This is a genomic window from Tenacibaculum tangerinum (assembly GCF_029853675.1).
Lineage (GTDB): Bacteria > Bacteroidota > Bacteroidia > Flavobacteriales > Flavobacteriaceae > Polaribacter > Polaribacter tangerinum_A.
Window position 1 is genome coordinate 1,319,193 of sequence record NZ_CP122539.1, and the last position, 22,819, is coordinate 1,342,011.

27 protein-coding genes are annotated in these 22,819 nt (G+C 33.3%); 17 read left to right on the plus strand and 10 right to left on the minus strand.

Annotated features, from left to right (window positions below):
* Positions 1–2: 2 nt before the first annotated feature.
* Genes P8625_RS05540 through P8625_RS05550 form a run of 3 tightly spaced genes read right to left on the minus strand, consistent with a single transcriptional unit; the run spans position 3 to position 2,351 of the window.
* Positions 3–554, minus strand: a complete 552-nt coding sequence (locus P8625_RS05540) for an L-threonylcarbamoyladenylate synthase (protein WP_279652486.1) — start codon at positions 552–554, stop codon at positions 3–5.
* On the minus strand, positions 544–1,524 hold the full coding sequence (locus P8625_RS05545; RefSeq protein WP_279652487.1) for a Stealth CR1 domain-containing protein: 981 nt from the start codon (positions 1,522–1,524) through the stop codon (positions 544–546). Before P8625_RS05545 ends, P8625_RS05540 begins: the two co-directional genes overlap by 11 nt.
* A gap of 11 nt (positions 1,525–1,535) precedes the next feature.
* Positions 1,536–2,351 carry a 2,3,4,5-tetrahydropyridine-2,6-dicarboxylate N-succinyltransferase gene (locus tag P8625_RS05550; RefSeq protein WP_279652488.1) on the minus strand — a complete coding sequence of 272 codons (816 nt, stop codon included), beginning with the start codon at positions 2,349–2,351 and terminating at the stop codon, positions 1,536–1,538.
* Between the two features lie 119 nt (positions 2,352–2,470).
* Here P8625_RS05550 and ruvX point away from each other — a divergent pair, with 119 nt between their 5' ends.
* The 5 genes from ruvX (at position 2,471) to P8625_RS05575 (ending at position 5,894) form a co-directional block, all read left to right on the plus strand.
* Positions 2,471–2,884 carry a Holliday junction resolvase RuvX gene (gene ruvX, locus P8625_RS05555; protein WP_279652489.1) on the plus strand — a complete coding sequence of 138 codons (414 nt, stop codon included), beginning with the start codon at positions 2,471–2,473 and terminating at the stop codon, positions 2,882–2,884.
* Between the two features lie 80 nt (positions 2,885–2,964).
* A complete protein-coding gene (gene def / locus P8625_RS05560; protein ID WP_279652490.1) occupies positions 2,965–3,549 on the plus strand; it encodes a peptide deformylase in 585 nt (194 codons plus the stop codon).
* Between the two features lie 37 nt (positions 3,550–3,586).
* On the plus strand, positions 3,587–4,015 hold the full coding sequence (locus tag P8625_RS05565) for a DUF5606 family protein (protein WP_279652491.1): 429 nt from the start codon (positions 3,587–3,589) through the stop codon (positions 4,013–4,015).
* A 3-nt stretch (positions 4,016–4,018) separates the two neighbouring features.
* Positions 4,019–4,798: a nucleoside triphosphate pyrophosphohydrolase gene (gene mazG / locus P8625_RS05570; protein WP_279652492.1), complete on the plus strand. Its 780-nt coding sequence runs from the start codon at positions 4,019–4,021 to the stop codon at positions 4,796–4,798.
* 370 nt (positions 4,799–5,168) lie between these two features.
* The gene (locus P8625_RS05575; RefSeq protein ID WP_279652493.1) at positions 5,169–5,894 is read left to right on the plus strand and encodes a (S)-benzoin forming benzil reductase; all 726 of its coding nucleotides are present in this window, start codon (positions 5,169–5,171) and stop codon (positions 5,892–5,894) included.
* A gap of 81 nt (positions 5,895–5,975) precedes the next feature.
* Here P8625_RS05575 and P8625_RS05580 read toward each other — a convergent pair whose 3' ends face one another.
* From P8625_RS05580 to P8625_RS05600, 5 genes are all read right to left on the minus strand, one after another.
* Positions 5,976–6,410, minus strand: a complete 435-nt coding sequence (locus tag P8625_RS05580) for a YybH family protein (RefSeq protein ID WP_279652494.1) — start codon at positions 6,408–6,410, stop codon at positions 5,976–5,978.
* 1 nt (position 6,411) lies between these two features.
* Entirely contained in the window at positions 6,412–7,365 is a 954-nt protein-coding gene (locus P8625_RS05585; protein WP_279652495.1) for an AAA family ATPase, read from the minus strand.
* 98 nt (positions 7,366–7,463) lie between these two features.
* Positions 7,464–8,837 (minus strand): peptidylprolyl isomerase, encoded by a 1,374-nt coding sequence (locus tag P8625_RS05590; RefSeq protein WP_279652496.1) that lies wholly within the window; start codon positions 8,835–8,837, stop codon positions 7,464–7,466.
* Positions 8,800–9,657 carry a hypothetical protein gene (locus tag P8625_RS05595; protein WP_279652497.1) on the minus strand — a complete coding sequence of 286 codons (858 nt, stop codon included), beginning with the start codon at positions 9,655–9,657 and terminating at the stop codon, positions 8,800–8,802. The genes P8625_RS05590 and P8625_RS05595 overlap by 38 nt, the downstream gene beginning before the upstream one ends.
* Before the next feature lie 69 nt (positions 9,658–9,726).
* Complete coding sequence (locus P8625_RS05600; protein ID WP_279652498.1) at positions 9,727–10,008, minus strand: DUF493 family protein; 282 nt, start codon at positions 10,006–10,008, stop codon at positions 9,727–9,729.
* A gap of 107 nt (positions 10,009–10,115) precedes the next feature.
* Between P8625_RS05600 and P8625_RS05605 the strand changes: the two genes are divergently transcribed.
* The 6 genes from P8625_RS05605 to P8625_RS05630 all read left to right on the plus strand — a co-directional run bounded on the left by P8625_RS05605 (position 10,116) and on the right by P8625_RS05630 (position 14,831).
* A complete protein-coding gene (locus tag P8625_RS05605) occupies positions 10,116–10,658 on the plus strand; it encodes an ATP-binding protein (protein ID WP_279652499.1) in 543 nt (180 codons plus the stop codon).
* Entirely contained in the window at positions 10,651–12,258 is a 1,608-nt protein-coding gene (locus P8625_RS05610; protein ID WP_279652500.1) for a RecQ family ATP-dependent DNA helicase, read from the plus strand. The genes P8625_RS05605 and P8625_RS05610 overlap by 8 nt, the downstream gene beginning before the upstream one ends.
* Positions 12,255–12,536: a RecQ family zinc-binding domain-containing protein gene (locus P8625_RS05615; RefSeq protein WP_279652915.1), complete on the plus strand. Its 282-nt coding sequence runs from the start codon at positions 12,255–12,257 to the stop codon at positions 12,534–12,536. Before P8625_RS05610 ends, P8625_RS05615 begins: the two co-directional genes overlap by 4 nt.
* Positions 12,537–13,481, plus strand: a complete 945-nt coding sequence (fmt, locus tag P8625_RS05620; RefSeq protein WP_279652501.1) for a methionyl-tRNA formyltransferase — start codon at positions 12,537–12,539, stop codon at positions 13,479–13,481. It abuts the gene before it with no gap.
* 184 nt (positions 13,482–13,665) lie between these two features.
* On the plus strand, positions 13,666–13,938 hold the full coding sequence (locus P8625_RS05625) for an HU family DNA-binding protein (RefSeq protein WP_099216100.1): 273 nt from the start codon (positions 13,666–13,668) through the stop codon (positions 13,936–13,938).
* A 119-nt stretch (positions 13,939–14,057) separates the two neighbouring features.
* Positions 14,058–14,831, plus strand: coding sequence for a pentapeptide repeat-containing protein (locus tag P8625_RS05630; protein WP_279652502.1), 774 nt, complete (start codon positions 14,058–14,060; stop codon positions 14,829–14,831).
* Between the two features lie 63 nt (positions 14,832–14,894).
* Here P8625_RS05630 and P8625_RS05635 read toward each other — a convergent pair whose 3' ends face one another.
* Positions 14,895–16,064 (minus strand): THUMP domain-containing class I SAM-dependent RNA methyltransferase, encoded by a 1,170-nt coding sequence (locus tag P8625_RS05635; RefSeq protein WP_279652503.1) that lies wholly within the window; start codon positions 16,062–16,064, stop codon positions 14,895–14,897.
* A 112-nt stretch (positions 16,065–16,176) separates the two neighbouring features.
* Between P8625_RS05635 and P8625_RS05640 the strand changes: the two genes are divergently transcribed.
* The 6 genes from P8625_RS05640 to P8625_RS05665 all read left to right on the plus strand — a co-directional run bounded on the left by P8625_RS05640 (position 16,177) and on the right by P8625_RS05665 (position 22,413).
* Positions 16,177–16,902 carry a class I SAM-dependent methyltransferase gene (locus P8625_RS05640; protein ID WP_279652504.1) on the plus strand — a complete coding sequence of 242 codons (726 nt, stop codon included), beginning with the start codon at positions 16,177–16,179 and terminating at the stop codon, positions 16,900–16,902.
* Positions 16,899–17,576, plus strand: a complete 678-nt coding sequence (locus P8625_RS05645; protein ID WP_279652505.1) for a ZIP family metal transporter — start codon at positions 16,899–16,901, stop codon at positions 17,574–17,576. Before P8625_RS05640 ends, P8625_RS05645 begins: the two co-directional genes overlap by 4 nt.
* A 105-nt stretch (positions 17,577–17,681) precedes the next feature.
* Positions 17,682–18,329 (plus strand): hypothetical protein, encoded by a 648-nt coding sequence (locus P8625_RS05650; RefSeq protein WP_279652506.1) that lies wholly within the window; start codon positions 17,682–17,684, stop codon positions 18,327–18,329.
* Between the two features lie 68 nt (positions 18,330–18,397).
* Entirely contained in the window at positions 18,398–20,032 is a 1,635-nt protein-coding gene (locus tag P8625_RS05655; RefSeq protein WP_279652507.1) for a tetratricopeptide repeat-containing sensor histidine kinase, read from the plus strand.
* A 67-nt stretch (positions 20,033–20,099) separates the two neighbouring features.
* A complete protein-coding gene (locus P8625_RS05660; RefSeq protein ID WP_279652508.1) occupies positions 20,100–20,741 on the plus strand; it encodes a response regulator transcription factor in 642 nt (213 codons plus the stop codon).
* An 865-nt stretch (positions 20,742–21,606) separates the two neighbouring features.
* Positions 21,607–22,413: a hypothetical protein gene (locus P8625_RS05665; RefSeq protein WP_279652509.1), complete on the plus strand. Its 807-nt coding sequence runs from the start codon at positions 21,607–21,609 to the stop codon at positions 22,411–22,413.
* Here the strand turns inward: P8625_RS05665 and P8625_RS05670 are convergent.
* Positions 22,410–22,784 (minus strand): cupin domain-containing protein, encoded by a 375-nt coding sequence (locus P8625_RS05670; RefSeq protein WP_279652510.1) that lies wholly within the window; start codon positions 22,782–22,784, stop codon positions 22,410–22,412. The two genes, P8625_RS05665 and P8625_RS05670, sit on opposite strands and share 4 nt — an antisense overlap.
* Positions 22,785–22,819 lie beyond the last annotated feature (35 nt).

A 22,819-nucleotide genomic window follows, 5' to 3' on the forward strand; every position in this document is an offset into this window, starting at 1 on the left:
CATTATTCTCTTATCACTATAATAGCGTCATCTTCTATTTTTAATATGGTTGAAGACTTTTCTGCTACTTTCTCTTGATGCAAATTTACCACATAATCTACATTCTTTAAAATTGCTTCACTTATTTCTGAAAATGATTTGGGTGTGGATTCTCCACTTACATTGGCTGAAGTAGAAACTATAGGTTTTCCAAACTCTTCAATTAGCTGAATACAAAAATCATCTTGTGGAATTCGTATCGCAATCGTATTGTCAGTTGCTATCGTGTTAGCGGCTAAATTATTCGGATTGCTATAAATAATAGTCGTGGGTTTTTCAGCGTTTTTCAGAAGTTCTAAAGCTTTTTCGGGTATATTTTCAACATGCTCTTGTAACATTTCAATAGACGCCACCAGAATAATCAAACTCTTAGATTCTTCTCTATTCTTTAATTCATATATTTTTTTTACAGCTTCTTCATTCGTAGCATCACAACCCAATCCCCACACTGTGTCGGTTGGGTAAAGAATTGTGTTACCTTGCTTGATATGTTTTACAATTTCTTTATAGTTCATCAGCAAAATTTGAATTAAGTCTTTTATCTATCCATTCTAAAATATACTTTTGTTTCTCCTTTTCTGCTGTTTCTAAACTTTGAAAGCACATAAAGAGCTTACTCTTATCAATTGAAAAAATTAATAACTTTAACCATATTAATACCTTTTTATAAGATTGAAAATAACTTAACTTAAAATCCCTATCCAAAACGTAATCATTATTCTTTATTTGAATATGGTTAGACAACGAAGATATTATGAACTGTGTGTTATCTCTAAATCTATATTTAATGTTATTTCCTAAAAAACTTGGATTCTCCAAAAAGTAGTTCTCAAGTCCAGATTTCTTTATAGATACTGGTGTATGATCTCTTCTTATGTATTTTTTAAATCCTAACAATTTGGCACTCTTTTGTTGTGCCAATTTATATCCTGTTTTCTTTGGATCGTTCTTCTTAAAGATTCCTTTTACTTTTTGAAACAAGTTTCTAAAAAATTTGTCTTCATAATAAGAATCCCATCTTCCTCTAATAACTGGTTTATTATCTATGAAAAAATCTTCCTCTTTTGTCTCTCTCATTAAAAAAGTATCATCATTAAAAACAACAAAATTATTTGAAAGGTTGGGTATTCTAAATAACATTGAAATTATAGAACATGAGTTAAAGGTTGGAAGAAAATCTTCATAACCTCTAAAAATAACTGTATGATCCACCAACTCTAAATTCACTTCTTTACTCAAAGCCTTTTCTTTAAGTTCAAGGAAATTACGTGGTTGCTGATTATCAGTAACCACGTAAATATTTTTTATATATACCGCAAACTTAAGTATTGATAAAATAGTTATTTCTATTTCGTTAATGGAATTATAACGAGTAGACTCCTTTTTATTACTCCAATCAATTTTTTTCTCTAAATACTGATTAATCTTCTTTCTCCATAGTTCATCAGAACTATCAACCCAAGTAATTACGGCATCTATTTGCATAAAAGTAGTATTTAAACAGCTACATCATACTCTCTAAGAGCATCGTTTAACGAAGTTTTTTTATTCGTACTTTCCTTACGTTTTCCTATAATTAAGGCACAAGGAACTTGGTACTCACCTGCAGCAAATTTCTTAGTATAACTTCCAGGAATTACTACCGAACGTGCAGGAACAACTCCTTTCATTTCAACTGGCTCCTCCCCTGTTACGTCAATAATTTTAGTACTCATCGTTAATACCACATTCGCTCCTAAAACAGCTTCCTTCTCTACTCTAACTCCCTCTACAACAATACAACGAGAACCTATAAAAGCTCCGTCTTCAATAATTACCGGGGCAGCTTGTAAAGGCTCTAGAACGCCACCGATTCCTACTCCTCCAGACAAGTGTACATTCTTACCAATTTGAGCACAAGAACCCACAGTTGCCCACGTATCTACCATCGTACCCTCATCAACATACGCACCAATATTTACATAACTAGGCATTAAAATAGTGCCTGCCGAAATATAGGCTCCATGACGTGCTACCGCATTGGGCACTACACGTATTCCTTTTGCTTCATAGCCTCGCTTTAATGGAATTTTATCATGATATTCAAAAATGCCTGCTTCTAGAGTTTCCATTTTTTGAATCGGAAAATACAATACTACGGCCTTTTTTACCCACTCATTTACCTGCCATCCGTTCTTTGTTGGTTCGGCAACACGTAAATCTCCGGTGTCTAATAAAGCAACCACTTTTCTAATGGCATTAATCGTAGTTTCTTCTTTTAACAACTCGCGGTTATCCCACGCTTTTTCTATAATTGATTGTAATTCTGTCATATTAAAAATATTTTTCAGCAAAAATAAAATTGCTTCAAAGAATATACTGCGAAGATACATTTTTTAAACAGATATTTCTTCCTTGTTTAATTTAGCTACCTTTGCCAAAAACTTTTTTAATGGGCAGAATAGTAGCCATAGATTTTGGAAAAAAGAGAACAGGAATTGCAGTAACTGATGAGTTACAAATCATTGCTTCAGGATTGACAACAGTTGATACTTCTGAGTTATTGACTTTTTTAAAAGAATACACACAAAAAGAAAATGTTGACCTCTTTTTAGTGGGAAAACCAAAGCAAATGGACAATTCAGATAGCGAAAGTGAAGTGCTTATTCTTCCTTTTTTGCAAAAACTCGAAAAAACCATTCCTGCTATTCCCATAAAGCGTGTCGATGAGCGATTTACCTCTAAAATGGCTTTTCAAACCATGATCGATAGTGGTTTAAAGAAAAAACAACGTCGAAACAAAGCATTGGTCGATGAAATTAGTGCAACGATTATTCTACAATCTTATTTATATTCTCAAGACTAATTTTGCACAAAATTGTAATTCAAAATTCGTAATTCGTCATTCTATATTGTATTTTTGCACTTTTTAAAAATAAAAATTAGATGATTTTACCCATTGTAGCATACGGAGATCCTGTATTACGTAAAGTAGGAAAAGAAATCGACAAAGATTATCCGCAGTTAGAAAAACTAATTGCCGATATGAGAGAAACCATGTACAATGCTAACGGACTTGGTTTGGCAGCTCCACAAATAGGAAAAGACATTCGTTTGTTTGTGATTGATGCTTCTCCTTTTGCTGAAGATGAAGATTTAAGTGAAGCGGAAAAAGAAGCTTTCAAAAACTTTAATCGTGTTTTTATCAACGCTAAAATCATTAAGGAAGAAGGTGATGAATGGGCTTTTAATGAAGGTTGTTTAAGTATTCCTACCGTTAATGAAGATGTTTTTCGTCAAGAAAAAGTGACTATTGAATACCAAGATGAAAACTTTGAAAAGCACACAGAGACTTTAAGCGGATTGCCTGCTCGTATTTTTCAGCATGAATACGACCATATTGAAGGAATTTTATTTACCGACAAGCTTTCTTCATTAAAAAAACGATTGATTAAAAAGAAATTAGAAAATATTTCAAAAGGAAAAGTAAACGCAGGATATCGTATGCGTTTTCCTAATGCGAAGAAATAATAATTGAATTAGTTATACACTAAAAAGACATTAAAATATGGAATTTAACAAAATTATAGCTGTAACAGGGAAACCAGGTTTGTATGAAATTTTATCACAAACTAAAACAGGAGTTATCGTAAAATCTATTGTTGATGATAAACGTTTTCCTATTACTGCTACACATAATGTAAGCTTATTAGAAAACATCGCTATTTATACCTACGAAGAAGAAGTGCCTCTAGCACGTGTATTCAAGAACATTGCTGATAAAGAAGAGGGTAAAGAAGCGATTTCTCATAAAGAAAGTGCCAATAAATTGACTGCTTATTTTGCTGAAGCTTTACCTGGTTACGACGAAGAACGTGTATATGCTTCCAACATTAAAAAAGTAATACAATGGTACAATATCTTAGCAAAAGCTAATTTTGACTTTAGTACCTTAACGGAAGCTGAAGCAGAAGAAACAACTACCGAAGAAGCTTAAATCGTGAATACTCGTAAACAACAGTTAGCTGCCTTTAATCGTTTGTTAGATATCATGAATGACCTTCGTGAGCAATGTCCGTGGGATAAAAAACAAACCTTACAAAGTCTACGTCATTTAACTATTGAAGAAACCTACGAGTTAGCAGATGCTATTTTAGACAACGATTTAGAAGAAATAAAAAAAGAATTAGGCGATGTGCTTTTGCACATCGTCTTTTATGCTAAAATAGGTAGTGAAAAACAAGCTTTTGATATTGCCGACGTTGCCAATTCAATTTCAGATAAATTGATCGACCGTCATCCGCATATTTATGGAGATGTGGTGGTTGAAAATGAAGAACAAGTAAAGCAAAACTGGGAAAAACTCAAACTGAAAGAAGGAAAAAAATCGGTTTTAGAGGGGGTTCCTAAAAGTTTGCCCGCGGTTATAAAAGCCAACCGTATTCAAGATAAAGTAGCGGGAGTTGGTTTTGATTGGGAAGAACCACACCAAGTATGGGAAAAAGTTCAAGAAGAGCTTTCTGAATTGAATGAGGAAATCAACAACAACAATCAAGAGAAAATAGAAAAAGAGTTTGGAGACGTGTTGTTCTCTATGATTAATTACGCTCGTTTTATTGGCGTGAATCCTGAAAATGCGTTGGAAAAAACCAATAAAAAATTCATCAATCGTTTTCAGTATTTGGAAGAAGCTGTTAAAAAAGAAGGAAAACAACTTTCTGACATGACCCTCGCTGAAATGGATGTGCATTGGGAAAATTCAAAAGAGTTTTTCAAATAATATAAAATTGGGAAAATTCAAAGGAATTTTTCAAATAAACTTTCTGTCATTACGAAGGAGGAACGACTGAAGTAATCTGTTTTTCTCAAACTATAAATACAAAGATTGCATAGTTACCACTCGCAATGACGATTTTCGAAATCACCACTCGTCGCTACCGTCATTACGAAGGAGGAACGACTGAAGTAATCTGTTTATTTCTAACTATAAATATAAAAATTGCTTCGTTACCACTCGCAATGACACCTTTCGTTCATTTCGACTACGCTCAATGAACATCATGCAATGAAGCTCCCTGTCATTGAGAACGTTAGATAGGAATCTCATCCTCTTTAGCACAAATACCATAGAATTTCCGTATTTTTACTCTATGAACATCATCATTATCACCGGAGGAAGTAAAGGAATTGGGAAAGCCTTGGCTGAAAAATATGCACAAGAGGACTACAAAGTGTATTCATTGTCTAGGAGTATTGTAGATTTGCAAAATGTGACACAAATTTCTGTAGATTTATCCGATACCAAAGCCACTCACAACACTTTTAAAATGTTGTTAGATGACATTAAAAAACTAGAAGTTACTTCTATTACCTTAGTGAATAACGCAGGAAGACTGGGTACGATAGCGAATTTAGAAAACATTTCTTCGGAAGATATTGCCAAAAGCATCCATCTAAACACCACTACACCACTGATTTTATCGAGTTTGTTTATAGAAGGTACCCAGCACCTAATCTGTAAAAAACAAATCATTAGTATTTCCTCAGGTGCAGCGGTAAAACCGTATGAAGGTTGGAGTGTATATTGCACCTCAAAAGCAGCGATTGACATGATGACCAAAACCATTGCTTCGGAACAAAACGAACTTGAACATGGTGTACAATGCAATGCCATTTACCCGGGTGTGGTAGATACCAACATGCAAACCCATATTAGAAGCACCGATAAAAAAGATTTTAAGAACCTACAACGTTTTATCGATTTAAAAGAAAACGACCAACTCTATACCCCAAAATATGTCGCGGAAACCATTTTTAACATCGACACCCAAAACAAACTACAGAATGGGGATATTGTAGACATTCGGGATTTTTAATTTGAAATTAACGTGAATCTTGTTTAAGCTGCCCATAAAGTTATTTTCGGTAGCTTTTTTATTCATTGATTTTGCTTTAATTTAACACGAAGTATCTGCAATGATTTTCCATTCACCTCGTATCCTTTTAAAAATAATCATAAACACTCCCTCAGCATCTCCTACCGTTCTTTTTAAGTGATATGCTCCCATTACAGAGTAGGATCCTTCAGTAATTTTAGAAATATCATTAACTTTAAAAGTTAACGTACCTGTGTGTGCTTTTGTAGGATAGCCTTTTTTATAGTTATCTAAGGTTTTCTGCCAACCAAAAGTAATTCCGTTACGTCCGTAAAACTTTAAAGAATCACTTTTCCAATACCCTTGCATGAAACCTTCTAAATCGTGGTTAAACCAGGCTTTTTCTTGCTTTTCCATCACCGATAAAATCTGTTGTTTTTCTGTTTCTTCTGAAATTTCTTGCTTACACGAAACGAGTAGTATTCCTAAAAAAACAATACTGAATAGTTTCTTCATATTAAAATAATGAGCTAATAATGTCTTTTACAGTAACTCCTTCGGCTTCTGCCTTGTAATTTTTTACAATTCTATGCGATAAAATAGGAATGGCTACTGCTTGCACATCTTCAATATCTGGTGAGTATTTTCCATGTACAGCTGCGTGTGCTTTGGCTGCTAATATTAAGTTTTGTGAAGCCCTTGGTCCTGCTCCCCAATCAATATATTTGTTGATGAAATCGGTTGCTTTATCTGAATTAGGACGTGTTTTACCAACCAAACCTACGGCATACTCAACTACATTGTCTGCTACAGGAATTTTACGGATTAATTTTTGAATTTCAAGAATTTCATCCGAAGAAAAAATCGGATTTACGGTTTGCTCAGTTATGGATGTTGTGTTTTTTACTACTTGCACCTCTTCTTCAAAACTTGGGTATTCTAAATAAATCGAAAACATAAAACGATCTAACTGCGCTTCTGGCAACGGATAGGTTCCTTCTTGTTCAATAGGGTTTTGGGTAGCCAGCACAAAGAACGGAAGTTCTAACTTGTAATGATGCCCTGCTATGGTTACCGATTTTTCTTGCATTGCTTCTAACAACGCTGCTTGAGTTTTAGGTGGTGTACGGTTTATTTCATCTGCTAAAATGATATTCGAAAAAATAGGTCCTTTTATAAATTTAAAGTGACGTGTTTCGTCTAGTATCTCACTCCCTAAAATATCAGAGGGCATTAAATCGGGTGTAAACTGAATTCGGTTAAAGTGTAATCCTAAAGCACTTGAAATAGTGTTTACCAATAATGTTTTTGCCAATCCTGGCACTCCTATTAACAACGAATGTCCGCCACAAAAAATTGAAAGAAGCGTATAATTTACAGCTTCTTGCTGACCGATTATAACCTTACCTATTTCTTGTTGTAGTTGGCTGTATTTTTCTACTAGCGTGTTTACTGCTTTTACATCAGACATATATTATGTTTTTCTTTATTCTAAAAAATTAATTACAAACTTTTGTAAAATGAAATTCCCGCTCTCGCGGGAATGACAATATACTAAATTATTAGTTTTTATTTGTTTTCTTTCTTCCAATCTTTATTAAAATTGCATTTCTTATAGTCGCTACTTAGCTTTAAGTATGTTTCTTGTATTTTTTCCTTAGTCCATTTCGTTATTTCTTCCTCTTTTTTCTTTGCCAATGCAAATTCTTGCATTCTTACATAATCTTGTACTAAATCTGCCTTATGCGTTTCTGTTTTGTTTTTCATTAAAATTACTCCATACATCTTTTCTCCTTCACGAGTTTCATCGTAAAACACATCAGACAATTCGCCTTTTTTCAATTCACTAATTCTAGCAAATAACTCTGGGGGCATTCTTGTGAGTTCAAAATTTGGTTCTTGTGTGTAAGGATTCATAATTAAGCCTCCACTATTTTTTGTTTCCTCATCTTCAGAATACTTTTTAACTGCTTCTTCAAAAGTTATTTTTTCTGCCTTAAGATCGGCTACAATTTTTTCTATTTGTTCTTTGGTCTCGTTTAATTTTTCATCAGATACTTCTGGTTGCATTAAAATATGAGAAACTTCACGTTGATTCCCCTTTACTTTATGTAGCTGAATGATATGATATCCAAAAACTGACTTGATAGGCTCTGAAATTTGCCCTTCATCTAGTGAGAAAGCTGTTTCTTTAAACTCTTTAATGAACTGACTATCTTTGGTAATAATATATTTCCCTCCGTTTTGAGCTACTGCTGGATCGTTAGAATTAATAATTGCTTTCAGTTTAAAACTAGCACCGTTTTCTACCTCTTTTTTTATTTCGTTTAGTTTATTTATAATACGTTCTTCTTCTTCTTTCGCTGGTTCTGCTTTAAGTATTATTTGTTGTAACTCGACCTCAGCAGGAATTTCTGGAAGTTCTCCTTTTTCCTCTAATCCTTTATAGTAAATTCGTATTTCCTCTGGAGTTACATCGATGTTTTCTGTAATTTTTTGTTGTTCTTTTTCAATTAATACATTTTCTCGTTGAACTCTGCCTAACTCTTTCTTTAAATCTTCCATATCATTGAATCCGTAAGCTTCCACCACTTTTTCTTCACTTCCATATTCTCGTGTAAAATAAGCGATACTTCTACTTACCCTGCTATCAATTTCTGATTGAGAGATGGTAACACTATCAATAATTGCATGATGCGCTAATAATTTTAGTTGCATTAATTCTTCTAACATCTCACAGTCTGAAATTGTAACTCTTCCTTCATTACGTTGCTCAATTTCTTGCTTAAATTTATCGATATCAGAATGTAACACTATATTTTTCCCCACTACAACAGCAACCCCATCAATTTTTGTTTGCTGTGCATTTAGCGTGGTTAACCCCAAAAACAAGGTAAATACTATGCTAATATTCTTTAAAGTTTTTATTTTGAATTGCATCATTAATCAGCTTTTTTTCAATATCTCGTATTAATTCTAATTTTCTTTTATGTAAAATAATTTGTTTTATTCTAGGACTAACATAACTCAACGGAGCCGTAGCGTTTTTAGGTAACATATTTTTTACAGCGACCAAATATACTCCTAAACTATCTTCTTTTTGTATGAATTTTGATATTTTTAACAAATTTTCATTGGTTTCAGTACGCAAAGGCGGTATTTCTTTCTTTAAAAAATCAAGAGTAACCCAAGTTGAATCTTGCAAACGATACGATTTAAAATTTAACAAATGTCGCTCTAAGTCTTCTTTATCTTCTTCTTTATCTGACTTGAATTCTCTAATAGTTTCTGTTTTTTCTAAATAATTTGTACCAAAGTACACATACTCAAACTGTAACAATTCTTCATTTACTTTAAAATTTTCTTTGTTTTTGTTGTAGTATGAAGCAATTTCTTCACCAGTTACAATAGTATCTAATTGTTGTTTTATTAAACGTTCCTTGTACCCATTGATGTACAAGCTTTTTTTATAATCATTAACTAAATTTTGAATTTCCTCGCTTTGTGCTTCCGTTATATTCTCTTCCGCTTTTATATATAACAACTCTTGCTTTGCCCATGAATTAATCAGTCCTTTTACGATAACTAAACTATCTTTTTTAGAAAGGTTTTTAGGTAGCAAACCCGTAATATCTTTTTTATATAAATGCTTGTTGTAAACGGTAGCTATGGGGCGTTCATACGTTACCTTTTTAGTTTTTAAGGTTATAAGGTCGCAAGAAACTATAAACAATATTACTACTACAAATATGTATTTTTTCACTTTGAATTATTTATGAGGATTTTTAAAAAACTTAGGGTTCCTCTTTTTATTCTTAATTTTTTTTTAATCTTACAATGAAATAATGCCTTTAATTGACTCTGCTTTTTTATAATAGGAAATAACTTCGTCTGAACTCTTTACGGTTAAATGTATAGATACACTTACGTACTTTCCTGTTTTAGATTTCTTTGTATTGATAACTGCCCCACCATTATTAAATAAGTCTTGAACTTCTTGCACCTGATTACCGTCGGTAGGAACAATAAATTTATATAAATATTTAGCAGGAAATGTTGTGGTGTCTTCTAATTGTGATTTTAACTTGCTATAAAAAGCTTCTCTATCTTGCATAATTCAATAATTTCTATTAAAACCATTGATAAAATATCGTTTTTACAATGGAGTACAAAATTACACTATTTATTATATTTATAAATTGAAACTTCTATTTTTGCCCCATGCAACAAAAAATAGTCTTAATAGGTGGTCCTGGCACTGGTAAATCTTCAATTTTAAAAGAATTTATAAAGCGTGGGTACAAGTGCATGCCCGAAATATCGAGAGAAGTTACCTTAAAAGCTCAAAAAGAAGGAATCGATCAGCTTTTTTTAGAACAACCCCTATTATTTAGTCAACTACTGTTAGAAGGTAGAGAACAACAATATTTGGAAGCTCATCAAAGCAATGAAGAAATCATTTTTTTTGATAGAGGAATTCCCGATGTGCACGCGTATATGAATTATTTAGGCTCAGACTATCCTCCTGTATTCAAAGAAAAGAGCAATCAATACCTATATACGAAAGTTTTTATGTGCGCTCCGTGGAAAGATATTTACAAATCTGATAACGAACGCTACGAAACTTTTGAACAATCTGTTAAAATTGATACTTTCTTAAAAGAAGCGTACGAAGAAATTGGATACCATATAATTGAGGTGCCTTTCGGTTCTGTACAAGAGCGTTGTGATTTTATTTTACATTCGTTAAAAAACAATGTATGACACCGCTCTAAAAATATTGACCCATTATTGGGGACACCCTTCTTTTAGAGAACCTCAACAAGAAATTATTACCTCAGTTTTAAACAATAAAAACGTTGTTGCCTTACTACCCACTGGTGGCGGAAAATCGATTTGTTTTCAAATACCTGCATTGGTTAAAGACGGAGTTTGTATTGTTGTTTCTCCTTTAATTGCCCTGATGGAAGATCAAGTTTCTAACTTAATTCAGAAAGGTATCAAAGCAACCCTGCTACCATCAGGAAGTACACAAGATGAAATGATAACGCTTTTTGATAATATCAGATTTGGAAACATCAAGTTTTTATACATTTCGCCCGAACGACTACAATCACAATTTATTCAAGAAAAAATAAAACAACTACATGTAAATTTAATTGCGATTGATGAAGCGCATTGTATTTCGGAATGGGGACATGATTTTCGACCTTCTTATCGAAATATTACCATTTTAAAAGAGCTCCAACCAGCGGCTCCAGTAATTGCATTGACGGCTACCGCTACCCAAAAAGTAATTACAGACATTGTTTCTTCTCTTGAATTAGAGAACCCAACCCTATTTCGAAAGTCATTTTTTAGAGAAAATTTGGCTTATCAAGTAATAAAAACAGAAGACAAACTCGGTAAACTAAATCAGATTTTTACCAAAACAAAAGCCCCTGCAATCGTATATGTAAATACACGAAAGAAAACGCAAGAAATTAGCCGTTATTTGAATGCGCAGGGGTACAAAAGTTCTTTTTATCATGGCGGACTTTCTACTATAAAAAAAAAACTCGCCTTTGATAACTGGATGTCTGAAAAAACACCCATTATGGTTGCCACCAATGCCTTTGGTATGGGAATCGACAAACCCAATGTTCGTCTCGTAGTTCATTTAAACGTACCTTCTTCTATTGAAAACTATATTCAAGAAGCGGGTCGTGGCGGACGTGATGGAGTGAAGTCTTTTGCTGTTATGCTAACCAATAATAGCGATATTTCTTTGAGCAGTACATTGCTAGAAAAATCTTTACCTTCTATTCAAGAAGTAAAAACTGTACATCAAAAACTATATCAATATGTGCAAATTGCAAAAGGAGAATTGGTAGAAACTGGGTTTGATTTTAACTTTTTAGACTTTTGCAATCAATACCAATTTATTCCTAACAAAACCTTCACGACACTTCAAATACTCAACAATAACGGAATTATAGAACTCAACCATAACTTCCAGCAAAAATCTACCATTCAGTTTTTAGCTTCAAGTACGAAAGTGATAGCACATGCAACTAAAAATACTACCGTTAAAAACTTTATTCAACAAATTTTGCGTATGTATGGTGGTATTTTTGAAACCCCTGTAAAGATTGATGAGTTTTATATTGCCAAGAAGCTAGGCACGACTTCTTGGTTTGTGATTGATACTTTAGAAAAATTGGCTCAGAAAGAATTGATTGCGTATACCAAAGCTACGAATAATGCGGAACTCTTCTTTTTACAACCTAGAGAAGATGACAAAACCATCAATCGAATCGCTGCCAATATCAAACAATACATTCAACAAAAAAAGAAAAAAATACTGATTTACTTCATTTCATAGAAAACAACTCCGTTTGTAGAAGCATCCAATTGCTTTCGTATTTTAATGAAACACAATCTCAAAACTGCAGAATGTGTGATGTTTGTTTACAAAAAAAACAAGTTTTTACGTCATCAGTAAACGATATATTACTACTAATTCAGAAGCATAAAAGTTTAACAGTTGCTGAAATAAGCTCGTTATTAAATGACACAGAAGCAAACATTTTAATACTTTTGCGTCAACTTCTTGCTGAAGAAAAAATACAGACAAAAAACAATAAATACTTTTTAGAATAAATGAGAGATTTACGCATCGTTTTTATGGGAACTCCCGATTTTGCTACCACTATTTTACAGCATTTGGTGGAGAATGATTACAATGTAGTCGGAGTTATCACTGCACCAGACAAACCTGCGGGTAGAGGTCGTAAACTGAATGAATCTGCTGTAAAAAAATATGCAATTTCTCAACATTTGCCTGTTTTACAACCAAGAAACTTAAAAAGCGACGATTTTCAAGAGCAATTACAAAATTGGAATGCTAACTTACAAGTGGTGGTGGCGTTTAGGATGTTGCCCAAATCGGTTTGGGCAATGCCCGAATACGGTACTTTCAACTTACATGCCTCTCTACTACCAGAATATCGAGGTGCCGCCCCTATTAACTGGGTAATTATCAAAGGTGAAACCAAAACAGGAGTTACCACCTTTTTTATTGATGATAAAATTGATACTGGCGAAATTATTTTACAAAAAGAAGTTGCCATTAAAGAAGATGAAACGGTTGGTGAATTGCACGACAAACTCATGTATTTGGGTGCTGATTTGGTAGCAGAAACTATCGATTTGATTGCCCAAGGTAATGTTGCAACCATGAAACAACCAGAATTAGAAGAAAAATCAGCACCAAAATTATATCCGCATAACTGTAAAATAGATTGGTCTTTACCTCTAGATGACATTTACAACCACATACGTGGGCTAAACCCATACCCTGCCGCTTGGACGACTATAATAAATGGCAATCATGAGGTTGCTGCTAAACTGTATAAGGTAAGTAAAGAGTTTACCAATCACAATCTTGAAATCGGTCGTATTATAAGCTCTAAAAAAGAGTTAAAAATAGCGGTTACTGATGGTTACCTAAATATTCATCAAATTAAAATTTCTGGTAAAAAATTAATGGATGCGCAAAGCTTGCTTAATGGTTATCAATTCGAAGCGGGAGCAAAAGTGCTGTAGCCCTTTATCTATAAGGTTTAAGCGATTTTCGTAAAAAACACAAGTGGTTATTAACAATTCAAAGTAATTTATTAACAAAAGCATCTTTTTTTAAGGTCAAATCTTGCACAATCCCGCATTCCGTCTATATTTGTTGAGCTATTGAAGCAAAAAATATTAATTAATTTTAAAATCTATTCAAATTATGAACAAATCAGATTTAATCGATGCAATGGCTGCTGACGCAGGAATTTCAAAAGCTGCTGCTAAAGCTGCATTAGACTCTTTAACTGATAATGTAACTAAAACTCTTAAGAAAGGTGATAAGGTTGCTTTAGTAGGATGGGGAACATGGTCTGTTTCTAAGAGAGCTGCTAGAACTGGTAGAAATCCTCAAACTGGAAAAGAAATTAAAATCGCTGCTAAAAATGTAGTTAAATTTAAAGCAGGTGCAGGTTTAAGCAATTCAGTAAACTAATATTTTCCACGAAACATATTTTTACAAACGGTATTTAGGCAACTAAATACCGTTTTTTTATACACCTGTGTCACAAAAAAGAAATACTGATGTCTGTTATATAGAAATTAAAACCATTTATGATGAAAAATATAGTTACTATTATCACACTTTTCTTCTGCTTTTCGGCTGCTGTTGCACAAAAAACCGTAAACGCAGCAGATATTATGAGAGACGTTAAAAACGGCAAAGCCGTAGAAATTTCAAATGCTACGATTGAAGGGGTATTGGATTTTACCTTTATGAACGAGGCATTGCCCAAATTACCTAAAAGAAAAGGTTGGTGGAATAATGGAGGATCCAATACTATTGAAAAACAAATTACCGATAAAATTTCTTTTGTAAACTGTGTTTTTATCGACGATGTACTAGCCTATATTCCCGATGAGAAAAGTGGTTATACATTTATAGCTAATTTTGAAGATATTGTGGTGTTTACAGAGTGTACTTTCGAGCAAAAAGCAATGTTTAAGTATTCTGATTTTGAACGGAATACTGATTTTTCAACCTCAAAATTTAAAGGCGACTCTACCTTTAAATATGCTGAATTTGACAGAGACATCACGTTTAAAAACACCTTGTTTGAAGAACCTGCTACGTTTAAGTATGCCAAATTTAACCGTTTTGTAAGCTTTCAAAACTCAGTTTTTAATGAAAGTGCTATTTTTAAATACACCGAATTTAAAGACGGAGTATCGTTTAGAAATGTAAAATTTGAAGAAGACTTAAACATCAAATACACCAAAGTATCGGGTGAATTCGATATTACAGGAATGGAAGTCGCTTTTGATATCGACTCAAAATACACGAAAATAAACGGTAAAAGTTTTAATAAGTACTTGTTAAAAAGATAATCGCTATTGAAAACTTAAACCAATAAAACAAACCGTCTAAAATTACTTTTAGGCGGCTTTTTGTTAGTCTTCTACTAGGTTCTTCTTAGCTTTCTTACTACCCTCGTACAACTCATATTTTACGAAACGACAATCTAAATCGGCATTTTTCAACGGAATTCTTTTCGACGTTCGTAAACCCACGTGTTTTAACGCTTGAATATCCGAAGTAATTAACCAAGCAGTTGAGTTCGGATAGTTATTCTTTAAGGTATCCCCTATTTTTCTATAAAACTCTGCTACATCAATATTCAAACGCTCTCCGTAAGGCGGATTGAATAAAATTGTCGTTTTTCCAAACACCTCTTTTTTAGAATTAAAGAAATTAACGTGATGTACCCCTATAAACTCTTCTAAGTTGGCATTGATAATATTTTGCTGTGCTTTTCTTACCGCAGATGGTGCCTTATCAAATCCCATAATCTTAAAGTGTGAACTTCGGATTTTTTTCAACAGCGAATCTTGAATAATAAAGTATAAATCTTCATCGTAATCGTTCCAGCTCTCAAAAGCAAAATGTTTGCGATTGATATTAGCAGGAATCTGATTGGCAATCATCGCTGCTTCTATCAAAATCGTTCCAGAACCGCACATTGGGTCAATAAAGTTTTCTTCCCCCTTATATCCTGAAAGTAAAACCAACCCCGCTGCCAAGACCTCATTAATCGGGGCGATATTCGTAGCACTACGATAACCGCGTTTGTGCAACGACTCGCCAGAAGAATCTAACGAAATAGTCAACCACTCCTTATGAATGTGAATGTGCACTTTTACATCTGGGTATTTTAAATCTACATTCGGACGCTTTTTATATTTGTGCATAAAATAATCAGCAATAGCATCCTTCGACTTTAAACTAATATAATGTGAGTTTGAGGTAAAATTATTTGAGTTTACCACTGCTCCAATGGCAAACGTACCGTCTACCCCTAAAAAACGTTCCCATTTTACACGCTGAATAGCTTCGTATAAATCTTCTTCATCAAAAATTTTACTGCGTTTAATCGGTTTTAAAATACGAATGGCAGTACGCAAGGCAATATTCGCTTTGTACATAAATCCTTTGTCTCCTCTAAAAGCAACGCTTCTAATCCCCTCCTTCACGTCCATCGCTCCTAGTTGACGCAATTCGTCTGCTAAAACTGCCTCTAAACCTGCCATGGTAATAGCAGTCATTTTAAAATCTTTTTCCATGTAACTGTAAAATTTCACTGCAAAAGTACAGTTAATTTTGGGTTGTTATGAATCTTTTCTACTTTGAATCTAAAAAACGTAAGTTTTGTGTATTTTTGCAGACCTTAGCCTTATGAATACAACAGATTGGTTTACTTCATGGTTTAATACGCCATACTATCATATATTATACAAGCATAGAAACGATGCCGATGCACAATTTTTTATGCGAAATATTACTTCTTTTTTACAATTACCGAAATCGAGTACCATTGTCGATTTACCCTGCGGAAAAGGACGCCATTCGGTGTATTTAAACTCGTTGGGCTATGATGTGGTTGGGGGTGATTTAAGCAAAAACAGCATTGCGTATGCCAAGCAATTTGAAAATGACACCCTTCATTTTGAGGTTTGGGATATGCGTAAAACTATCGAAGGTAGATACGATGCCATTTTTAATTTATTTACCAGTTTTGGGTATTTTGAAGATGATGAAGAAGACATTGCCGTTTTGAGAAATATTAAAAACGGACTCAAAGAAAATGGTGTTTTTGTGTTGGATTTTTTAAATGTTGAAAAAGTAAAAAATACGCTCGTAAAAGAAGAAGTAAAAACCATTGATGGTATCGAATTCAACATTCAAAAAGAAATTAAAGACGGATTTATCTTAAAACACATTTCTTTTTTTGCTGATGGAAAAGCACACTCCTATACCGAACGCGTAAAATTCTTAACTTTAGAGAAGCTACAATCGTATTTTGATCGTGTTGGTTTCAAAATAACAGAAATCTTTGGCGATTATCAGCTAAACGCATTTAATGCATCATTGTCTGACCGTTTAATTATTGTTGCCAAATGAGTTATGTATTGCTAATTATGGGGGTTTTAGTGGGTATTTTATTCGTTTTTACGTTAAAACCCGGCCACAACTTCGTTCGTTTATTATTGGCATTTAGTGGTGCGTATTTACTTTCGGTTACTATTTTACATTTACTACCCGAAGTATACCAACATGCTGAGGATACCAAACTCATTGGTATCTTAATTTTGGTAGGTATCATTATTCAATCGGTATTGGAGTCATTTTCTAAGGGTGCTGAACACGGCCATATCCATTTGCATTCCGACTCGTCTAAGTTTCCGTGGTTGCTTTTTGTGAGTTTGTGTATTCATGCGTTTTCTGAAGGATTGCCTATACATCATTCAGATGACAATTTGTTATGGGCGATTGTCGTTCATAAAATACCCATTGCCATCGTTTTAACTACCTTTTTGCTACACGCAAACTATTCAAAAAAAACAATTTTTCTCTTTGTAACGGTCTTTGCGCTGATGAGTCCTTTAGGAATGTTGGCTTCAGATAAACTTCCTATTATTGAAGAATACCATACCGAAATCACTGCTGTAATTATTGGTGTGTTTTTACATATTTCAACGATTATTCTTTTTGAAAGCACCGAAAACCACAAGTTTAACTACCAAAAGTTTGTGGCTATTATTTTAGGGGTTTTACTAACGATTTTTACGTTATAATTTGTTTCCTTATCTTTAAGTAGTTTAAAATACCTAGTTGTAGGTAACTATACCAGTGCTTCTTTTTCTGAAATTTGGAGGAGTATTAACTAAAAAAACTTTATTATGAAGAACAGTATTTTTTTAACTGCCTTAGTATCTATATTACTTTGCTCATGTAATAGTAATCCTTCAAAAAAGCCTATTGATTCTACCAATTTAACAGTATACAAAAAGGGTAAAAAACCTAGAAAAATAAATGCCAAAGAAAAACAAACATACAAACGTCAACTAGAAATAGTACAAGGTGACAAAGATTTCAGCTACTTTGATAAAGACACACAAGATTCAATTGTTTTAAGAATTCCAGTAGCTAGCGACAAATATAGATTACACAATATTTATAATGTAAGTAATGGCAATCACAAAGGTATTCTTGTGATTATATCGGATAGTACTAGAAATAGAATTTGTGAAATTACAGAAAGAACACATATAATTGATACTACAGTATTTGCTCATAAGCTGAAACACTTTAAAACTAAATCATCTCTTAATTTGAAGAAGAATGATTTTTTAAGTGTTTTCGTTTTTAACGACTATATACCTGATTTCAAAAAAGACTCCTTAAAATATATTAATCGACATCATGATGCGCTACTAGATCTAAATTTCATTTGGGGTTGTGAAAATTCACTTTTTGAAGATATGTTTGATCCTACAATAAAAAAGCCCAAAGAAACTGGTGGCGGAGTTATTGTTTCATTTCCTTAAAAATGAAATTGTTTAACAAATATTTACTAAAAGGGTTTATACTTTTTTTTTGTACAAACCCACTTTTTTTGTTTAACATCTATTCTCAAAATAGAGTAGAGGAATCTGCTAATTATTTTTTTAATGAGGGCATTAATTACTCATATCAAAACAAAGCAGATTTAGCGTATAAAAATTTCATAAAAGCCCTTGAAATATATGAGAATAAAGACATGAAAGATAGTGTAGCTGAGTGTAATTTAAAGATTTTCTCCTTGATTGATGCTCAATCAAATAACCCCATAGACCCACTACTATACTTAACCAAATATAATAATTACGCTATTAAATCAAATGATACAGTCAAGCAAATTATTGCTAATGCTTACTTTGCCTCCTATTACTTCCAAAAAGATTTCAAAAAGGCTGATAAATTTTATAAAAAGGGATTAGAACAATCAAAATTAATCAAAAACGAGTTATTTCAGGCTAACTTTTATACCAATTTAGGAGCATTACAAAATGAATATGACACTATACTTGATCTTGGCAATCATAGAAAAGCGATTGAAATATATGAAAAATTAAAGATTAATGATAAACTATTTTCAGCTTACTTGAATATAGCTGAACACTTTCACCTAAAGAAGTCATACAAAAAAGCTATTGAATACTTAAAAAAAGCACAAACCACCAACACAAAACGTTACAACAAAAATTTATCAAAAAAGCTATATGAACGTTTGGCATTAAACTATCAATCCAATAATCAATATAAACTTGCTAATAACTACTTTATAAAACTTGATTCCATAAAAGAACTTTTAAATAATAGTAAACAAAATATTGAAATTTCAAGAATTAAAGAAAAATACGATAATGAGAAATTAAGAGCAGACAATCTTGAAATAGAATCAAAAATAAAACAAAACCGTAACCTTTTCTACGGCACCTTAGCTTTCTTAATTTTAGGGGGAACTATCGGCTTATTAACACTAAAAAATGCTCGTAAAAAACGCTTGTTGGCAGAGCAACAACAAGCATTGGAACAACAAAAAAACCTGACCTTACTCAAAGAGCAAGAAATCAATACCATTAATGCCATGATTGACGGTCAGGAAAAAGAACGCATTCGTATTGCCGAAGATTTGCACGATAATATAGGGAGTGTATTAGCGACGTTAAAATTACACTTTGAAAACTTAAAACTCAACCGAGAAAAGAAACATTTTAATCAGGAAGAATTGTACGAAAAAACCGAAAAACTGATTGACGAAACTTACTTGAAAGTCCGAAATATAGCCCATGCTAAAAATGCAGGTGTGCTTGCCAACAAAGGATTGCTAACTGCTGTGAAACTGATGGCTGAAAAAATTTCGGACGCCAATAAAATGACCATTCATGTGCACGACTTCGGACTGGATAAAAGGCTAGAAAATAATATGGAAATTACAGTATTTCGAATTATTCAAGAACTCGTTACCAATATCATCAAACATGCTGAGGCTACCGAAGCGACTATCAATATTGCTTTGTACGACCACAACTTAAATATCATTGTAGAAGATAATGGAAATGGGTTCGATCCACAAGAAATAAGATTAGAAGATGGTATAGGACTCGGTTCCATAGAAAAAAGAATTGCACACCTCAACGGAAATTTAGAAATTGACTCAACCCTTGGGAAGGGAACGACCATCATTATGGATATTCCCATAACCTAAACAATACCTAGTGTTAGGTATAGATTTCCTTATCGCATTTAGTATCTTTGATAAAACTGGTAGTATTATGATAACAATCGCCATGGCAGAAGACCATCAAATTTTAATTGATGGCGTTACTTCTTTTTTTGAGTATGATGAAGATATCAATATTATTGGTACCGTAAATAACGGAGAAGACTTACTAAAGCTCGTCCGTTTAAAACAACCCAAATTGGTCATTACCGATATTCGAATGCCTAAAATGGATGGTATTCAAGCTACGAAACATATTAAATCGGAGTTTCCGCATATAAAAGTCTTGGCCTTAACCATGTTCGACCAACCCGAAGCAATTAAGCAAATGTTAGATGCTGGCGCTTCTGGCTATTTGTTAAAAAATTCTGGTATTAAAATGCTATCGAAAGCCATTATAGCTGTTGCCAATGGCGATACTTTTTTCGACCCTAACGTCGCTTTTAATTTTATGAATGATTACCTAGATGAAAATGTGACTATAGGAAAGGCGGAAAAAGTAATCTTATCGAATCGGGAAAAAGAAATCTTACAACTCATCGCCAACGGAAATACCTCTAAAGAAATTGCCGACACCTTATTTATTGCTAAAACAACGGTAGACACCCACCGAAAAAACATGATTCGCAAATTGAATTTATCGAACGGTAATGAACTGGTGAAATATGCCGTAGAAAAGAAATATGATTTTTAGTGCGTACGCTCACACTTCGCCATCACTTGGTTTTGCTGAATAACAACTGGATACTGTTATTACGAACGTTATAGAGGAATCTTAAACAAAGAAGTTATAGATATCATCTAGAGTCACAAATACTCAATGATAAAATTTATCACACTTCGCTACCGTCATTACTAAAGAAAAACGACGGAAGTAATCTGTTTATTTCTAACTATACATATAAAGATTGCTTCGTTACCACTCGCAATGACGATTTTCGCAATAATCACTCCTTGCTACCGTCATTACCAAGGAGAAACGACGGAAGTAATCTGTTTATTTCTAACTATACATATAAAGATGGCATAGTTAACACTCGCAATAACGACTTTCGAAATCACTACTCCTCGCTACCATCATTACCAAGGAGGAACGACGGAAGTAATCCGTTTATTTCTAACTATACATATAAAGATTGCTTCGTTACCAATCGCAATGACGATTTTCGGAATCACCTCTCCTCGCTACCGTCATTACAAAGAAGGAACGACTGAAGTAATCTGTTTATTTATAACTATACATATAAAGATGGCATCGTTACCACTCGCAATTACGTCTTTCGCTCATTTCGACTACGCTCAATGAACATCATGCAATTAAGTTGTCGAGTATTAGAAAGCTAGAGAGGAATCTCACCCCCTAGAGTTAGAAACATTATTGTAAGTAGTTAATGTACGAATGTAAGATTTAGCTCCGCTGAATCTCAGGTATACTCGTATCTCATAGTGTTGAGGCTAATTAAAAGAATTCCTTATAAAATTACCTATTCGTAGGGAAGCTATTGCCTTCTTTTTCATCCTAATTTTGAAGTAATCAATAACCGAAAAACTTTTAAATTATGAGACATTTATTTAAAATATATCTATTGTTTATAGTTTCTATCTCTATATCCGCTCAAGAAAGTGAAGAAGCAAAAGTTGTCTTAGGTAACTATATTTTTACTTCCTCTTTTCAAACCAATGAAGAAACTAATTTTTATGGTAAGCCCATCAATAACCAAACTACAATTCACGAAGCAGGAAGTATAGTGAATGTACTTGAGAACAAAGGAGATTCTGTAATTGTTCAGTATTATAGAAAGAGAAAAATTTCCAATCCAAACGAAACTCAAAAAAATGAGGCAAACACTTTTAACATGATATATTATAAAGATGCTAATACCTTAAAATATTATAAAATAAAGAAAGAAGATTTTATAAAAGTGGCGTCACCATACTATGCTTGGTATAAAGGGGCTACTGCTGGTATTTACTCTGTTCCTTTCAAGTTAAGATTTAACAATTTTGACTTTGAGCAAAACCTAAATATAGGAATGAGCATAGGTGTACAATATAGAATCAATAAAAAAATCGATGATCGATGGATTATAGAACCGAATGTTGGTATTGGTTTAGCCAAAATAAATCTCAACTCTAAAAATAGCAGTGTAGATAACGAGCGAACCGCCAGTGCTTTTTCCATCTCAACAGGACTCATTTTAAGATTTAATACAGCAATAAATGCAGGAGTTTTTGTTGGTTGGGATTTATTATCAAATTCAGACTCAGATGCTAACTGGATTCACGATAAAAAACCATGGTTAGGGTTAGGTATTAATATCGGTTTTAATATTTCAGAGGGTAAAAAATCTAAAGAGAAAAACTAAGAGTCTTTTTCTTCCCGATGCACCAATTCCATAGAAAAAGCAGGCAAGCAAATGGCTAAATACTCACAAGGTTCGGTAAATGGGTTGGAATATTGAACACGAACATTTTTCTCAATTTTAATCGATTGTCCTGCTTCCAAGACCACAATGTCACCGTCAATATTGAATTGCTTTTTTCCTTTGATAATGTAGGTGTATTCTTCAAATTCAGGAGTTTGAAAAGGTTCACTCCACCCTGCGGGTGCTATCATGTGGGCTATACTTATGTTAGAGTTTCCATCGGTAGCATTGCCAACATGCTCTTCAATTAATTTTCCGTCAGTAGTGGGTACTACAAACGGACTTTTTTGAATGGTGTATTTTGTTTTCATAGAAAATTAACTAAACTACCCCGATGCAAGCATAC

Excerpts from the sequence above, each read along its gene's own strand:
- P8625_RS05565 (WP_279652491.1), top strand. The coding sequence starts at position 3,587 with ATGGAATTTAACAAAATTATAGCTGTAACAGGGAAACCAGGTTTGTAT.
- P8625_RS05580 (WP_279652494.1), bottom strand. The coding sequence starts at position 6,410 with ATGAAGAAACTATTCAGTATTGTTTTTTTAGGAATACTACTCGTTTCG.
- P8625_RS05670 (WP_279652510.1), bottom strand. The coding sequence starts at position 22,784 with ATGAAAACAAAATACACCATTCAAAAAAGTCCGTTTGTAGTACCCACT.
- fmt (WP_279652501.1), top strand. The coding sequence starts at position 12,537 with ATGAGAGATTTACGCATCGTTTTTATGGGAACTCCCGATTTTGCTACC.
- P8625_RS05545 (WP_279652487.1), bottom strand. The coding sequence starts at position 1,524 with ATGCAAATAGATGCCGTAATTACTTGGGTTGATAGTTCTGATGAACTA.
- P8625_RS05645 (WP_279652505.1), top strand. The coding sequence starts at position 16,899 with ATGAGTTATGTATTGCTAATTATGGGGGTTTTAGTGGGTATTTTATTC.
- P8625_RS05660 (WP_279652508.1), top strand. The coding sequence starts at position 20,100 with ATGATAACAATCGCCATGGCAGAAGACCATCAAATTTTAATTGATGGC.
- P8625_RS05550 (WP_279652488.1), bottom strand. The coding sequence starts at position 2,351 with ATGACAGAATTACAATCAATTATAGAAAAAGCGTGGGATAACCGCGAG.
- P8625_RS05630 (WP_279652502.1), top strand. The coding sequence starts at position 14,058 with ATGATGAAAAATATAGTTACTATTATCACACTTTTCTTCTGCTTTTCG.
- P8625_RS05575 (WP_279652493.1), top strand. The coding sequence starts at position 5,169 with ATGAACATCATCATTATCACCGGAGGAAGTAAAGGAATTGGGAAAGCC.
- P8625_RS05590 (WP_279652496.1), bottom strand. The coding sequence starts at position 8,837 with ATGATGCAATTCAAAATAAAAACTTTAAAGAATATTAGCATAGTATTT.
- ruvX (WP_279652489.1), top strand. The coding sequence starts at position 2,471 with ATGGGCAGAATAGTAGCCATAGATTTTGGAAAAAAGAGAACAGGAATT.
- P8625_RS05650 (WP_279652506.1), top strand. The coding sequence starts at position 17,682 with ATGAAGAACAGTATTTTTTTAACTGCCTTAGTATCTATATTACTTTGC.
- P8625_RS05635 (WP_279652503.1), bottom strand. The coding sequence starts at position 16,064 with ATGGAAAAAGATTTTAAAATGACTGCTATTACCATGGCAGGTTTAGAG.
- P8625_RS05640 (WP_279652504.1), top strand. The coding sequence starts at position 16,177 with ATGAATACAACAGATTGGTTTACTTCATGGTTTAATACGCCATACTAT.
- P8625_RS05625 (WP_099216100.1), top strand. The coding sequence starts at position 13,666 with ATGAACAAATCAGATTTAATCGATGCAATGGCTGCTGACGCAGGAATT.
- P8625_RS05665 (WP_279652509.1), top strand. The coding sequence starts at position 21,607 with ATGAGACATTTATTTAAAATATATCTATTGTTTATAGTTTCTATCTCT.
- P8625_RS05540 (WP_279652486.1), bottom strand. The coding sequence starts at position 554 with ATGAACTATAAAGAAATTGTAAAACATATCAAGCAAGGTAACACAATT.
- P8625_RS05610 (WP_279652500.1), top strand. The coding sequence starts at position 10,651 with ATGTATGACACCGCTCTAAAAATATTGACCCATTATTGGGGACACCCT.
- P8625_RS05605 (WP_279652499.1), top strand. The coding sequence starts at position 10,116 with ATGCAACAAAAAATAGTCTTAATAGGTGGTCCTGGCACTGGTAAATCT.
- P8625_RS05600 (WP_279652498.1), bottom strand. The coding sequence starts at position 10,008 with ATGCAAGATAGAGAAGCTTTTTATAGCAAGTTAAAATCACAATTAGAA.
- def (WP_279652490.1), top strand. The coding sequence starts at position 2,965 with ATGATTTTACCCATTGTAGCATACGGAGATCCTGTATTACGTAAAGTA.
- P8625_RS05585 (WP_279652495.1), bottom strand. The coding sequence starts at position 7,365 with ATGTCTGATGTAAAAGCAGTAAACACGCTAGTAGAAAAATACAGCCAA.